The organism is Streptomyces sp. NBC_00576, from assembly GCF_036345175.1.
Lineage (GTDB): Bacteria > Actinomycetota > Actinomycetes > Streptomycetales > Streptomycetaceae > Streptomyces.
Genome location: NZ_CP107780.1, coordinates 9,123,282 through 9,137,090 on the forward strand (window position 1 = coordinate 9,123,282; position 13,809 = coordinate 9,137,090).

The following is a 13,809-nucleotide window of genomic DNA, read 5'->3' on the forward strand; positions in this document are numbered from 1 at the left end:
GTCCCTTCGGGGCATGTGGTCGACAGAATCGGACCGGTCTTTCGGGGCCGGTCCGATTTGTGTTGTCAGGGCCTGGCTGGGGGGCCATCGGCATGATCCGTATCAAGGCTGGGGTTTCCTGTGGGGCTCGGCTCCGGACAGGGCGGCTGCGGGCCGCGCTCGTGGGGCGGAGGTGCAGGTTCCGGGGCGGGGGAGCAAGGCCGGGGTGCCGAAGGCGGCGTCGGCCGCCCGAGCGGCAGGTCGCCCCGCCTGTCGAGCGGCAGCCCTTGCGACGGGTGCGCTCGCTCGTGCTGCCCACGGTGTGGGGGGCCGCGGCGATCACGTACAAGCTGGCCTGTCCGCTCGCCCAGCAGAACGGGCTGGGGGCGCGGATCGTCACCAGTGCCGTCTTCTTCGCCGTCGGGGCCGGGCTCGTACTCCATGTCCGCCGCGCGCTTCTGCGCGAGTTGGGGCTCGCCCGACAGGTCGCCGGGGCGGCGCAGAGTGTGCTGCTGCGGCCACTGCCGCAGCGCATCGACGGGCTGCGGGTCGCCGCCGCCCAACTGTCCGCCGACCGGGGTGCCGTGGTCGGCGGGGATCTGTACGAGGTCATCGCCACCGAGCACGGCGTACGGGTCGTGATGGGCGATGTGCGCGGACATGGCATCGCCGCCATCGGGACCGTCGCCGCCGTTCTCGGCAGCTTCCGCGAGGCCGTGCACGACGAGGCCGAACTCGGCAGCGTACTGCGGCGGTTGGAACGGGCGCTGGCCCGGCATCTGGGCGAGCGGGCACGCGCCGAACACCCCTCGGCGGGGCCTTCGGCAGCACTGGACCCGGGCAGCCCGGTCGCCGAGGAGTTCGTCACCGTACTGCTCCTGGAGATCGGCGGGGACGGCGAGGTGCGCGCCTTCAACTGCGGGCATCCGTCGCCGTATCTGCTCAGCGGCGGCCGGGCCGACGTACTCGCGGCCGGTGAACCCCTGCCCCCGCTGGGCCCGTTCCCTCTGCCGGTCGAGCTGTCCGCCGAACACTGCGGCCGACTGCTTCCCGGCGAGGCCCTGTTGCTGCACACGGACGGTGTCGAGGACGCCCGGGATGCTCATGGCCGGTTCTTTCCCCTGCAGGCTGTCCTGGCAGAGGCCGTCCGCACCCAGCCGGTTTCGCCGCAAGCGCTGCTGGGGGCGGTCTTCTCCCGCCTGTTGCGACATGCGGGCGGCTCCCCGACGGACGATGTAGCCGTACTGGTACTGCGAAACGACCGCCACCAAATCCTCAGACAGCAACAGGAACCCCCGGTAGCTCATCAAGTCACGTGAGCTGTACAGGGGCGCGGGTCAACGGGCCGAGCCGCCGCACTGTACGAGGGGGAGCCGGCGGCCCGGCGGCCTCTTGCGAGGCATTTCAGTCAACCGGACAGGAACTCTCCGCAACAGCGCGCACACGCTACGAATTCGGGCGCTTCGATCACACCCCGTGTGAAGCCGGACACACTACGCTGACGGGCACGGTAGGCGCACCGTCGGCACCCAGCCACCGGAGGGCATCCATGCAGCCCAACACCCTGCTCGACGCGATCCTCGACGAGGCGGGTATCTCGCATGCGGGACTCGCCGCCCATGTGAATCAGGCGGGCCGGGCGCGGGGCCTGGCACTGAGGTACGAACACACCGCCGTGGCGCGGTGGTTGAAGGGACAGCGCCCGCGTGGCCAGGTGCCCGACCTGATCTGCGAGGTGCTCGCCGCCCGCCTGCACCGCCCGGTCAGACTGGACGACATCGGGCTCGGAGTGCCGGGCGACACCGCCGGTCCGCTCGGCTCGGCCGGTACCTCGCTGTCCGGGTTCGTCGAGCGGGCGACCGCGCTGTGGCGCTCCGACGAGCAGCAGCGCCCGCACATCCTCGGCGCCCCCGCCGTCACCGGTACGCCCGCCGTGATGCCGGTGTGGGAGTGGGAGAACCCGCCCGAGGACGTCGACGTGTCGCGCGGCGGCAGGCACCGGGTCAGCATGGCCGACATCGAGATGCTCCGCTCGGCCCGCGCCCACTACGAGCAGATGTACCGCAAGGCGGGCGGGGTCGCGACCCGCACCCGGATCGTCGGCTTCCTGAACGCCGAGACCGCGCCCCTGCTGCGCGGCAGCTACACGGACGCCACCGGCCGCCAACTGCACCGGGCCACCGGCGGGTTGGTGGCGATCGCCGGCATCTGCGCGTACGACTCCGATGCCCACGGTCTCGCCCAGCGCTACTTCCACCAGGCACTGCGGCTGGCAAAAGCCAGTGGGGACCGGGGACTCGGGGCGTATGTCATCGGGCTGCTGGTCAACCAGGCACTGTTCATGCGGGAGTTCCGGCAGGCCGTCGCCTTCGCGGAGGCCGCGCTGCGCGCCGCGGGCAAGCACATCACGCCGGCGCTCGCCTCCGACCTCTACGCGATGCAGGCCAAGGCGTACGCGCACCTGGGTGACGGCAGCAGCGCGCTGTCCTGCATCCGGCGGGCCGAGCAGGCCGCCGATCGCATCCGGCGCGGGTACGAGCCCGACGAAACCGGCTATGTCCAGCCGGGGTTGGTCAACGTCCAGGTGGCGGAGGCGCTGCTGAGCCTCGGTGATCTGGCGGCGGCCGGGGAGCACGCGACGGCCGCGGTGGACACCCCGGCGCACGACCGGGGCAGGGTGCACCGGCTCGCCATGCTCAGCCAGATCGAGTTGCGCAGGGGCAACGCGGACAAGGCCGTGGCCACCGCGGTGCAGATGGCCGAGCAGGCGCGCGGAATGGAGTCCCAGCGGCTGCGTGACAGACTCCGGGCGGTACGCGAACATCTGGTGCGCAACGGCTGCTCGGGCACCGCCGAGGCGGCCGAACTGATCGACGGGGCGCTGCGCGTACCGCTCTAGACACTCTTGGGTAAAACACCTTTGGCGCGCGGGTTCTCGGGTATCCGCGCGGTGGGCCGCATTCTGTGCGCCTGCTGTCAGCACGTTCCTGCTGCCATATTGCCATCTACTCGGCGGAAGGTGGCAGAACCGTGCAGTGGACGAAACAGAACGAACAAACTGTGTATGAAAACCGCTGGTTCAGGGTCAATCTCGCAGATGTCGAGCTGCCGGACGGGCGGCATCTCGACCACTTCCTGATACGGCTGAGGCCTGTCGCCGTGGCGACAGTGGTCAACGAGGCCAACGAGGTACTCCTGCTCTGGCGGCACCGGTTCATCACCGACAGCTGGGGGTGGGAACTCGCGGCCGGAGTCGTGGAGGACGGCGAGGACATTCCCTTCGCGGCCGCCAGGGAACTGGAGGAGGAGACGGGCTGGCGACCGGGACCCCTGCGGCATCTGATGAGCGTCGAGCCGTCCAACGGGCTCACCGACGCCCGGCACCACATCTACTGGGCCGAGGAGGGCGAGTACATCGGTCACCCCGTGGACGACTTCGAGTCGGACCGCCGGGAGTGGGTCCCCCTCAAGCTCGTCCCCGACATGGTCGCCCGCGGGGAGGTCCCGGCCGCCAACATGGCGGCCGCGCTACTGCTGTTGCACCATCTCAGACTCGGCGAGGACGCCTAGGACACCTGGGCCCCTGGGACACGCTCAGCGTCCGAGGACCTGCCAGACCGTCACGGCCAGCGCCCCGAGGGCGGTCAGAGCCGCGACGGCCGGCAGGGGCCATCGGCCGTGTTCCAGATGGACCACGCGTGCGCTCAGGTCGTCGACTTCCTTGTCCGTCTCCTTCGTGCGATGGCTGAGCAGGGCCAGCCCTCCCTCGACGCGTGCGTACGCGACGTCGAGGCGGCGGCGTAACTCTGCGAGTTCTCCATGAGGCACGGGATGCTCAGGATCGGCGGTCACTTGTCCGCTCCTTTCCGTAGTCGTCACATCCCTTGTATGCGCATCAAGAGTCAACTCGCCTGGTGGGCGCCCGGGGAGAGTGTGCGAGAGGCATATGCGTGTCCGGTGTGCACACGGTGTGTGAATGCCGCGGGCCCGGCACTCCGAAGAGTGCCGGGCCCGCAGGGAACCCCAGCGTGACGCTGGGTGATATCTATGCGTACGTGTAGAAGCCCGAGCCCGACTTCCGGCCCAGCCGGCCCGCGTCGACCATGCGCTGGAGCAGCGGGGGAGCGGCGTACAGCGGCTCCTTGTACTCCTCGTACATGCTGAACGCGACCGAGGCGACCGTGTCCAGGCCGATCAGGTCGGACAGCTTCAGGGGGCCCATCGGGTGGGCGCAGCCCAACTCCATGCCGTTGTCGATGTCCTCGCGGCTGGCCATGCCCGACTCGAACATCCGGATCGCGGAGAGCAGGTACGGGATCAACAGGGCGTTCACCACGAAGCCCGAGCGGTCCTGGGCGCGGATCGCGTGCTTGCCGAGGGCCTTCTCGGCGAACAGCTGGGCGCGCGCGAGGGTGCCCTCGGAGGTGGTGAGCGCCGGGATCAACTCGACGAGCTGCTGCACCGGAGCCGGGTTGAAGAAGTGGATGCCGACGACCTGATCGGGCCGGGAGGTGGCGACGGCCAGCTTCACCAGGGGAATCGAGGAGGTGTTGGAGGCGAGGATCGCGTCCGGGCGGGTCACCACCTGGTCGAGCACCTGGAAGATCTCGGTCTTCACCTGCTCGTTCTCGACGACGGCCTCGATCACCAGATCGCGGTCCGCGAACTCGCCGAGGTCGGTGGTGAAGCTGAGCCGCGCCAGCGTCTCGTCCCGCTCCTCCTCGGTGATCTTGCCGCGCTCGGCCGCCTTGGAGAGGGAGTTGAACAGCCGGGTGCGGCCGAACTCCAGGGCTTCGCCGGTGGTCTCGGCGACCTTCACATCCAGCCCGGAACGGGCGCACACCTCGGCGATGCCCGCTCCCATCTGGCCGCAGCCCACGACTCCGACGCGTGAGATCTCTCCCACTGGGATGTCCGACACATCGCCCCTTTCACCGTTCATCTTTACTGGCCGTCCGGCCTGCGCGGGCTCGCCGTTGTCCGGGGTCTTCCGTCTGTCCGGGGTCTGCGCCAAACCTGCACGTTACCTTCGGCGGCCATTGCCCGATCGTCCGGGCCCCACATGGGAGTGTGACCCGGGACGGGTGCGGACGGTCTGTGAGTTGTCCGACACAGCGCTTATCGGAGGTACGGGAATGAGTGGGAAGGCGCGGCACGCGCGCATGTCACGGCGGGCGTTCGCGGTGACCGCCCTGTCGACGCTCGTGGCGGGCGGGGCGGTGACGGGAGCCGCCCTGGCCGGGGCGGAACCGAGCCGGTCGGACGGCAAGGGCAGGCGGGCGACCCGCGAACTGCGGGGCATGTGGCTGGCGACGGTCACCAACCGGGACTGGCCGTCCAAGCCGGGGCTGAGCGCCACTCAGCAGCGCGCAGAGCTGATCACCCACCTCGACACGGCGGTCAGCCGCCGCCTCAACGCGGTGTTCCTCCAGGTCCGCCCGACCGCCGACGCCCTGTGGCCCTCGCCGTACGAGCCCTGGTCGCAGGTCCTCACCGGAACCCAGGGCCAGGACCCCGGCTGGGACCCGCTGGGCACGGCGGTCGAGGAGGCGCACGCCCGCGGTCTCGAACTGCACGCCTGGTTCAACCCGTACCGCGTCGCCAACCAGACCGACCCCACCAAGCTCGTCGCCTCCCACCCGGCGCGGATGCATCCGGACTGGGTGGTGCCCTACGGCGGCAAGCTGTACTACAACCCCGGTCTGCCGGAGGTCCGGCGCTTCGTCCAGGACGCGATGCTCGACGCGGTGCGGAAGTACGAGATCGACGGCGTTCACTGGGACGACTACTTCTACCCGTACCCGGTCGCCGGCCAGACCTTCGACGACGACGCCGAGTACGCGGAGTACGGCGGCGACTTCCCCGACCGGGCCTCCTGGCGGCGCGACAACATCGACAGACTCGTCCTGGAGACCGCCACCCGCATCAAGGCCGTACGACCCGGAGCCGACTTCGGGATCAGCCCCTTCGGGGTGTGGCGCAACGCCGCGACCGACCCGCTCGGGTCGGACACGCGGGCCGGTGTGCAGACGTACGACGACCTGTACGCGGACACCAGGAAATGGGTGCGGCAGAACTGGATCGACTACATCTGCCCGCAGATCTACTGGAACATCGGCTTCGCCGCGGCCGACTACGCCAAGCTGCTGCCCTGGTGGGCGGGGGTCGCGAAGGATACGGGGACGAAGCTGTACGTCGGTGAGGCGCTGTACAAGGCGGGCGACCCGGCACAGCCCGCGGCCTGGCAGGACCCGGCCGAGCTGTCGCGGCATCTGACCCTCGCCCAGGGCTACCCCGAGGCGCGGGGGCACATCTTCTTCTCCGCGAAGGAAGTGGGCACCGACAAGATCGGGGCCATCGCGCGGGTGGTCGCCGACCACTACCAGCAGCCGGCGATGCCACCGCGCTGATGCTCAGCGGTACGTGAGCTGTTCTCCAGGGATATCCCTGGATGTTTCGCTAACGGTCCGTGTCCTTGTGGCGGACCTGGCAGTCGGGGCCGGGGGACATCACTGCCTCGTGCCCGTCCGGGAAACGGACGCGGTACGGGGGAGTGCCCTCCTGGCCCATGACCTCGACGACTTCAGTGACCTGGTCGTGCTGGCCGACCACCCTGCCGTGCTGGACAAGCTGGTCGCCCACGGTTGCGTGCATCTGCGGGCCCTCCTTCTAGCTGCGTGCCCGCTGGGTGACGGCGATACAGACGAGCACGGCCGCCGCCGTCAGCGGGGCGGCCGGCGTCAGCTGCTCGCCCAGCAGCAGGACCGACCACACCAGTGTGAGCAGGGGCTGCGCCAACTGCAACTGGCTGGCCTTCGGAATACCGATTGCGGCCATGCCCCGGTACCAGACGACCAGGCCGAGGAACTGCGACCCCGCCGCCACCCACAGCAGCCCGAGCACGCTGTGCGCGGTGAGCTGTACGGGCTCGTACGACAGTGCCAGCGCGGCGGCGGGCGCGGTGACCGGCAGGCACAGCACCAGTGCCCAGCCGATGACCTGCCAGCCCGGCATGACCCGGGCCAGTCGGCCCCCCTCGGTGTAGCCGGCCGCGCACACCAGCAGGGCGCCGAAGAGATAGGCGTCGGCGCTGGTCAGGGCGCCGCCGCTCTGCTGCACGGTGAACGCGAGAACGGCCGCCGCGCCCGCCAGGGCCGCCGCCCAGAAGGTGCGCGAGGGGCGGGTGCCCATGCGTAGCGCCGAGAAGAGGGCCGTCGTCAGCGGCAGCAGGCCGACCACGACGGCGGCGTGCGATGTGGTCGAGGTCTGCAGGGCGAGCGTGGTGAGGAGCGGGAAGCCGACGACGACCCCGGCGGCGACGACCGCGAGCCCCGCCCAGCAGCGGCGGGCAGGAAGCGGCGCGCGCACCGCCAGCAGACAGCCACCCGCGATGACCGCCGCCAGGACGGACCGCACGGCCACCAGCGACCACGGACCGAAGCCCTCCAGCCCCCAGGCCGTCGCCGGGAAGGTGAGTGAGAAGGCGGTGACGCCGAGAGCGGCCTGAAGGGTTCCGGAACGGGAGGCCGGAGGCTTCCCGGACAGTGGACCGGCGGGGGCGCCCGGGGTCTCGGTGCGCCTGCTGACCGCTATCGGAGTCGGTGCGGTAGCGCTATCGTGTGCTCTCATGCAAGAGCGTAGCAGTGTCGGTGAACTGGCGAATCGGCTGCGACAGGAACTCAACCGCTACTCTCCAGGTGGAAAGCTGCCATCGAGCAGGGTGCTGGTGGAGCGCTTCCGGGTGAGCCCGGTGACCGTCTCCAGAGCGCTCGCCCAACTGGCCGCCGAGGGTCTGGTCGTGACCCGCCCGGGGGCCGGCGCGTACCGCGCGGAGGCCCGGCCCTCGTCCGCCCCCGCCGGGGACACCTCCTGGCAGGAGGTCGCCCTGAGCGCGGACGGCGCCGCCGACCTCGTACCGCGCACGGTGAACGCCGCCGGTGTCGTCGTATCGCTCGCCGCGCCGCCGCCCGGCGTGATCGAGTTCAACGGAGGCTATCTGCACCCCTCCCTCCAGCCCGAGCGGGCGATGGCGGCGGCCCTCTCACGTGCCGGACGCCGTCCCGGGGCGTGGGGCCGGCCGCCCCTGGACGGGCTGCCGGAACTGCGCGAGTGGTTCGCGCGGGGCATCGGCGGCGCCGTCACGGCGGCCGAGGTGCTGATCACGGCGGGCGGCCAGGCGGGCCTGACGACAGCCCTGCGAGCCCTCGCCCCGCCCGGCGCCCCGGTACTGGTCGAGTCGCCCACCTACCCCGGCATGCTGGCGATCGCCCGCGCGGCCGGCCTGCGCCCGGTGCCGGTCCCGATGGACGCGGACGGGGTGCGCCCGCCGCTGTTGGCCGACGCGTTCCGGGCGACCGGCGCCCGGGTGTTCGTCTGCCAGCCCCTGTTCCAGAACCCGACCGGCGCCGTGCTCGCGCCCGAACGGCGCGCGGAGGTGCTGCGGATCGCCCGCGAGGCCGGTGCCTTCGTGATCGAGGACGACTTCGTACGGCGGCTGGTGCACGAGGACGCGGCGCCACTGCCGCGCCCGCTCGCGGCGGAGGACCCCGACGGTGTGGTCGTCCACGTCGGCTCGCTCACCAAGGCGACCTCGCCGAGCTTCCGGGTGAGCGCGCTCGCGGCCCGGGGTCCGGTGCTGGAACGGCTGCGCGCCATCCAGATCGTCGACACCTTCTTCGTCCCTCGCCCGCTGCAGGAAGCGGCCCTGGAACTCGTCGGCTCACCGGCCTGGCCCCGTCATCTGCGCGCGGTGTCAACGGAGTTGAGGGTCCGTCGGGATGCCATGACGTCCGCGCTGCTGACCGCCCTTCCCCAACTGTCCCTGCCCCACATCCCCTCGGGGGGCTACCACCTCTGGCTTCGCCTCGCCGACGGTACTGGGGGCACCTCCCAGGCTTTCGGCTCCGGGGGAGAGTCCGCCCTTGTCGCGGCCGCACTGCGCGCGGGCGTCGCGATCACCCCCGGCCGTCCCTACTTCAGCGCCGAACCCCCGGCGTCACACGTGCGGTTGAGCTTCGCGGCGGTCGCGGGGACGGGGGAGATCGGGGAGGGGGTACGGAGGCTGCGTACGGCCTGTGACGAGGTGCTGTGAGGCGGGGTGGGCCGCGGAGAAAAACGGTTCGACACGGCGGGCCGGGACGAGGGAACCTCCGGGCATGAGCGACGACGCCCCCGCCCTCCCCGAGGGCTACGAGATCTCCGTCGATCCTGCCCGGGTCGATGTCGAGCGTGTGCACCGCTGGCTGTCGACCGACGCCTACTGGGCGTTGGACCGGCCCCGGGCGAAGTTCGAGGACGTGATCGCGCACTCGCTCAACTTCGGGGTGTACGACTCGACTTCGGGGGAGCAGGTGGCGTACGCGCGGGTGGTGACCGATCAAGGGCTCTTCGCGTGGCTGTGCGATGTGTATGTCGACCGGTCGGCGCGGGGCACGGGCGTCGGTACGGCGATGGTGCGCGAGGTGCGCGATCACCTCGGGGCGCTCGGGGTGCACCGCATCCTGCTCGCCACGCACGACGCGCATGGCGTCTACGAGAAGATCGGTTTCCGGCCGCTCGCCAAACCCGATCAATGGATGGCGCTCTACTTCGAGTGAAGCCCTCGTGGAGCAGACGTAAAGCCTTTGTGGGGATCGGGCAGGGGTCGGCGCGTACCCTCGATAACTCCTGAGTAACGCCACTTGACCTGCGAACTTTCCCGGCCCACCATCGCCGCATGCAACTTCGGGTCACCTTCGTCGCCGCCGCGCGCAGCTCACCGCTGCTCGCCGAGCGCTTCGACGACGACCGGCCGCTGGACCAGGCCGGCTGGGACGAGGTGCAGCGCGCCGCCCAGGATCTGGTGCCACTGGCGGCGGCCGAGCTGCGCTACTGCTCGCCGACGCCCCGCAGCCGGGCCACCGGGGACGCGCTCGGCTACGGGCCGCTGGTCCAGCTGGCCCTGCGCGACTGTGACATGGGCCGCTGGCGAGGGCTCACCCTCGGCGAGGCGATGGCCCGGGAGCCCGAGTCCGTGGATACCTGGCTCGCCGATCCGCGCGCCACGCCCCACGGTGGTGAGTCGCTGCTGGACTTCATCTCGCGCGTCGGCGGCTGGCTCGACACCCGGCCCCTCGACGACGGCGGCCGGATCGTTGCCGTGGCCGAACCCTCGGTCATCCGGGCGGCCCTCGTCTACGTCCTGAAGGCACCGCCCTCGACCTACTGGAACCTCGACGTCCGCCCCTTGTCCACGACCGTCGTCACAGGCCGCAAGGGTCGCTGGAACCTTCGCTTCGAGAGTGTGCTCACTCAGTCGGTGCGTGGCTAGACCGTGGTGCGGCGTGTGTAGTCGGTGGTGAGGACGAGATCTTTGGCCGGGCCCGCCACCCGCCACACCGTCCGCCAGTGGTCCGCGTCCAGGACCGTGAACTCGCCGCGGTAGAGATCGGCCGCGCAAGGGTGGTCGGTGACCCATCGGCCCGACGTCAGGTCCAGGTCGTGAAACGGGCGGCCGTCCGCGAAACGTACGTCGGCGGTGCCCGGGGCGGTGCCCGGGAGGAAGTGGAGCATCCGCTCGGCGGGGCGGGCGACACCCTGCCACACGAACGTGCCGGACTCATGGTGCAACAGGCCGCTCCGGCCCGTGTCGTGCAACGGGCTGAACGTCGTGGTGCCGGTGAAAGTGCCCTCGTCCGCGCCCGCGAGATCCTGCACCGACCGTTCCAGCAGCCAGCCCCCCGCCAGATATGGCAGCGCATCAGGCACTGGCCGGAACTCGCCCACGCCGCCCCCTCTCCGAACCCTCGAGTTGCCGCACGCCCCATTGACGCACTCCGGTCACATACCTATGTTGCCGTTCGAAGTGCTGATCATTGTCCGGTATCCCGAACTGCATCGACAGAGCCGCGGAGTATCCATGTCACGCACACGCACCCGCTGGAGACTAGGTCTCACGGCCGCCGCAATCCTGGTGGTCTCGGCGGTCGTTCCCACCTCGGCCGGCGCCGAGGATGTCACCGACTACGCCGTCACCGTGGACCCGGCCGCCAAGGGCGCCAAGATCGACGACACGATGTACGGCGTCTTCTTCGAGGACATCAACCGGGCCGCCGACGGCGGTCTGTACGCCGAACTCGTGCAGAACCGATCCTTCGAGTACTCCACCGCCGACAACCGCTCGTACACGCCCCTCACCTCCTGGGCCGTCAGCGGTACGGCGACGGCCCTTGACGACGACGGGCGCCTGAACGCCCGTAACCGCACGTACCTCTCCCTGGGCGCCGGCTCGTCCGTCACCAACTCCGGTTACAACACCGGGATCAGGGTCGAGGACGGCAAGAAGTACGACTTCTCCCTCTGGGCCCGGGCCGACCAGGCCGGCGCGCTCACCGTCTCCCTCACCGACACCGGGGGCACCCTCGCCGAGGCCCGCCAGGTCGCGGTGAAGGGCGGCTGGGCCAAGTACCGGGCGCGGTTCACCGCGACCCGCTCCAGCACCGCCGGTCGGCTGACGGTCGCGACGGACAACTCCGTTGCCCTGGACATGATTTCGCTGCTGCCCCGGGACACCTACAAGGGCCACGGGCTGCGCAGGGATCTCGCCGAGAAGATCGCCGCGCTCGATCCCGGCTTCGTGCGCTTCCCGGGCGGCTGCCTGGTCAACACCGGGTCCATGCAGGACTACAGCGAGGCGTCCAACTGGGAGCGCAAGCGCTCGTACCAGTGGAAGGACACCGTCGGGCCCGTCGAGCAGCGCGCCACCAACTCCAACTTCTGGGGCTACAACCAGAGTTACGGCCTCGGCTACTACGAGTACTTCCAGTTCTCGGAGGACATCGGCGCGATGCCGCTGCCCGTCGTCCCGGCACTGGTCACCGGCTGCGGGCAGAACAAGGCCGTCGTCGACGAGGCGCTGCTCAAGCGGCACATCCAGGACACCCTCGATCTGATCGAGTTCGCCAACGGGCCGGTGACGAGCGAGTGGGGCCGCAAGCGGGCGCAGCTGGGCCATCCCAAGCCCTTCCACCTCACCCACCTCGAGGTGGGCAACGAGGAGAACCTGCCGAACGAGTTCTTCGCCCGCTTCACGGAGTTCCGGACCGCCATCGAGGCCAAGTACCCCGACATCACGATCATCTCCAACTCCGGTCCGGACGACAGCGGTTCGACCTTCGACACCGCATGGAAGCTCAACCGGGACGCGAACGTCGACATGGTCGACGAGCACTACTACAACAGCACGAACTGGTTCCTCCAGAACAACGACCGCTACGACTCGTACGACAGGAACGGCCCCAAGGTCTTCCTCGGCGAGTACGCCTCCGGCGGCAACACCTTCAAGAACGCCCTCTCCGAGGCCGCGTTCATGACCGGCCTGGAGCGCAACGCGGACGTCGTCAAGCTCGCCTCGTACGCCCCGTTGCTCTCCAACGAGGACTATGTGCAGTGGCGTCCGGACATGATCTGGTTCAACAACCACGCGTCCTGGGGCTCCCCCTCGTACGAGGTGCAGAAGCTGTTCATGAACAACGTCGGTGACCGCGTGGTGCCCACCACCGCCACCGGCACGCCCTCGGTGAGCGGCCCGATCGCGGGCGCCGTCGGCCTGTCGACGTGGGCGACCACGGCGGCGTACGACGATGTGAAGGTCACCGGCGCGGACGGCACGGCGCTGCTGACCGACGACTTCTCGGGTGACGCCTCCCGGTGGACCCACACCGGGGGCGGCAGCTGGACGGTCCAGGACGGACAGTACGTCCAGACGGACGTCGCCGCCGAGAACACCATGGTCTCCGCGGGCGACCCCGCCTGGCACGACTACGACCTGCATGTGAAGGCCACCAAGAAGTCGGGCAAGGAGGGCTTCCTCGTCGCCTTCGGGGTCAAGGACACCGGGAACTACTACTGGTGGAACCTGGGCGGCTGGAACAACACCCTCAATGCCGTCGAACAGGCCTCGGACGGCGGCAAGTCGACGCTCATGTCGAAGGCCGGCTCGATCGAGACGGGACGCGCCTACGACATCGACGTCAAGGTGCGCGGCCGGCAGGTCACCATGTACCTCGACGGCCAGGAGTGGGGGAGCTTCACCGACGACAAGCCGGCCGAGCCGTTCCGCCAGATCGTCACCAAGGACGCGAAGACCGGCGATCTGATCGTCAAGGTCGTCAACGCCCAGGCGGCGCAGGCCCGTACGACGATCGACCTCGGCAAGGTGAAGGTCAGGTCCAAGGCCGCGGTGACCACGCTGGCCGCCGCGCCGGACGCGGTGAACAGCGAGACGGCGACCCCGGTGGCGCCGGTGAGGTCGACGTTCACGGGCGTCGCGAGGAAGTTCACGTACACGTTCCCGGCGAACTCCGTCACCTTCCTGCGGATCAAGAAGGGGTGACGGGAACTGGGTGACGGGAACGGCTGACCGGACGGGTGGCCCAGGTGCCGGAGGGTGCCTGGGCCACCCGTACCCGGTTCGGCTGATCAGCCGGTGGCCGCGACGGACGCCCCGTCGACGAGGACCGGCACCACCACGCTGGCGTCCGTCTCCGTGGCGATCGCCACGTCCTCGGGGAAGCCGCCGTCGACCAGTTCCCGGCCCGAGGTGCTCGCGAGTACGTCGGCGGCGGCGTCCGGGGCGGCGGTGCAGGCGGTGGCGACCGTACCGGCCTCGGGCGAGAGGGACGTACGACCGCTGCCGTGGATGTCCAGCGAGGCGACTGCGGCGCCCGGCCCAGCAGGTCCTCCAGGGCCGGGCGCAGGCTGCCGTCGGGCCGGCGCTCACCGGCGGCGATCACATCGACCGGTCGCTCGGCCGTTCCGTGCCCGTGCCCGGTGGGCCACGTGCCGACGGTG

General features: G+C 70.3%; 13 protein-coding genes. 8 read left to right on the forward strand and 5 right to left on the reverse strand.

Going from position 1 to position 13,809, the window contains the following annotated elements:
* Positions 1-275: 275 nt before the first annotated feature.
* The 3 genes from OG734_RS39770 (at position 276) to OG734_RS39780 (ending at position 3,549) form a co-directional block, all read left to right on the forward strand.
* Positions 276-1,298: a PP2C family protein-serine/threonine phosphatase gene (locus tag OG734_RS39770; RefSeq protein ID WP_330292260.1), complete on the forward strand. Its 1,023-nt coding sequence runs from the start codon at positions 276-278 to the stop codon at positions 1,296-1,298.
* 230 nt (positions 1,299-1,528) lie between these two features.
* A complete protein-coding gene (locus tag OG734_RS39775) occupies positions 1,529-2,878 on the forward strand; it encodes a transcriptional regulator (protein ID WP_330292261.1) in 1,350 nt (449 codons plus the stop codon).
* A 131-nt stretch (positions 2,879-3,009) separates the two neighbouring features.
* On the forward strand, positions 3,010-3,549 hold the full coding sequence (locus OG734_RS39780; RefSeq protein WP_330292262.1) for an NUDIX hydrolase: 540 nt from the start codon (positions 3,010-3,012) through the stop codon (positions 3,547-3,549).
* 24 nt (positions 3,550-3,573) lie between these two features.
* On the opposite strand, the gene OG734_RS39785 is transcribed toward OG734_RS39780, so the two are convergent.
* Entirely contained in the window at positions 3,574-3,831 is a 258-nt protein-coding gene (locus OG734_RS39785) for a hypothetical protein (RefSeq protein ID WP_330292263.1), read from the reverse strand.
* Positions 3,832-4,024: 193 nt separating this feature from the next.
* A complete protein-coding gene (locus tag OG734_RS39790; protein ID WP_330293954.1) occupies positions 4,025-4,921 on the reverse strand; it encodes a 3-hydroxybutyryl-CoA dehydrogenase in 897 nt (298 codons plus the stop codon).
* A 193-nt stretch (positions 4,922-5,114) separates the two neighbouring features.
* On the opposite strand from OG734_RS39790, the gene OG734_RS39795 reads away from it, so the two are divergent.
* Positions 5,115-6,389, forward strand: a complete 1,275-nt coding sequence (locus OG734_RS39795; protein WP_330292264.1) for a glycoside hydrolase family 10 protein — start codon at positions 5,115-5,117, stop codon at positions 6,387-6,389.
* 49 nt (positions 6,390-6,438) lie between these two features.
* Here the strand turns inward: OG734_RS39795 and OG734_RS39800 are convergent, their stop codons facing one another.
* Together OG734_RS39800 and OG734_RS39805 are read right to left on the reverse strand one after the other, a co-directional pair.
* Complete coding sequence (locus OG734_RS39800) at positions 6,439-6,633, reverse strand: DUF1918 domain-containing protein (RefSeq protein ID WP_330292265.1); 195 nt, start codon at positions 6,631-6,633, stop codon at positions 6,439-6,441.
* Between the two features lie 15 nt (positions 6,634-6,648).
* Positions 6,649-7,608, reverse strand: a complete 960-nt coding sequence (locus OG734_RS39805) for a DMT family transporter (RefSeq protein ID WP_330292266.1) — start codon at positions 7,606-7,608, stop codon at positions 6,649-6,651.
* On the opposite strand from OG734_RS39805, the gene OG734_RS39810 reads away from it, so the two are divergent.
* The 3 genes from OG734_RS39810 to OG734_RS39820 all read left to right on the forward strand — a co-directional run bounded on the left by OG734_RS39810 (position 7,607) and on the right by OG734_RS39820 (position 10,288).
* A complete protein-coding gene (locus tag OG734_RS39810) occupies positions 7,607-9,070 on the forward strand; it encodes an aminotransferase-like domain-containing protein (protein WP_330292267.1) in 1,464 nt (487 codons plus the stop codon). The two genes, OG734_RS39805 and OG734_RS39810, sit on opposite strands and share 2 nt — an antisense overlap.
* Before the next feature lie 64 nt (positions 9,071-9,134).
* On the forward strand, positions 9,135-9,575 hold the full coding sequence (locus OG734_RS39815) for a GNAT family N-acetyltransferase (RefSeq protein ID WP_330292268.1): 441 nt from the start codon (positions 9,135-9,137) through the stop codon (positions 9,573-9,575).
* A gap of 119 nt (positions 9,576-9,694) precedes the next feature.
* Positions 9,695-10,288: a histidine phosphatase family protein gene (locus tag OG734_RS39820; RefSeq protein WP_330292269.1), complete on the forward strand. Its 594-nt coding sequence runs from the start codon at positions 9,695-9,697 to the stop codon at positions 10,286-10,288.
* Here OG734_RS39820 and OG734_RS39825 read toward each other — a convergent pair.
* Complete coding sequence (locus tag OG734_RS39825; protein ID WP_330292270.1) at positions 10,285-10,743, reverse strand: DUF6314 family protein; 459 nt, start codon at positions 10,741-10,743, stop codon at positions 10,285-10,287. The two genes, OG734_RS39820 and OG734_RS39825, sit on opposite strands and share 4 nt — an antisense overlap.
* Positions 10,744-10,876: 133 nt before the next feature.
* On the opposite strand from OG734_RS39825, the gene OG734_RS39830 reads away from it, so the two are divergent.
* Entirely contained in the window at positions 10,877-13,351 is a 2,475-nt protein-coding gene (locus OG734_RS39830) for an alpha-L-arabinofuranosidase C-terminal domain-containing protein (RefSeq protein WP_330292271.1), read from the forward strand.
* The last annotated feature ends 458 nt before the right edge of the window (positions 13,352-13,809 follow it).

What these genes read in the sequence shown, in the direction of transcription:
- OG734_RS39810 (WP_330292267.1), top strand. Translation starts at nt 7,607, where the DNA reads ATGCAAGAGCGTAGCAGTGTCGGTGAACTGGCGAATCGGCTGCGACAG.
- OG734_RS39830 (WP_330292271.1), top strand. Translation starts at nt 10,877, where the DNA reads ATGTCACGCACACGCACCCGCTGGAGACTAGGTCTCACGGCCGCCGCA.
- OG734_RS39820 (WP_330292269.1), top strand. Translation starts at nt 9,695, where the DNA reads ATGCAACTTCGGGTCACCTTCGTCGCCGCCGCGCGCAGCTCACCGCTG.
- OG734_RS39775 (WP_330292261.1), top strand. Translation starts at nt 1,529, where the DNA reads ATGCAGCCCAACACCCTGCTCGACGCGATCCTCGACGAGGCGGGTATC.
- OG734_RS39795 (WP_330292264.1), top strand. Translation starts at nt 5,115, where the DNA reads ATGAGTGGGAAGGCGCGGCACGCGCGCATGTCACGGCGGGCGTTCGCG.
- OG734_RS39790 (WP_330293954.1), bottom strand. Translation starts at nt 4,921, where the DNA reads ATGAACGGTGAAAGGGGCGATGTGTCGGACATCCCAGTGGGAGAGATC.
- OG734_RS39800 (WP_330292265.1), bottom strand. Translation starts at nt 6,633, where the DNA reads ATGCACGCAACCGTGGGCGACCAGCTTGTCCAGCACGGCAGGGTGGTC.
- OG734_RS39805 (WP_330292266.1), bottom strand. Translation starts at nt 7,608, where the DNA reads ATGAGAGCACACGATAGCGCTACCGCACCGACTCCGATAGCGGTCAGC.
- OG734_RS39815 (WP_330292268.1), top strand. Translation starts at nt 9,135, where the DNA reads ATGAGCGACGACGCCCCCGCCCTCCCCGAGGGCTACGAGATCTCCGTC.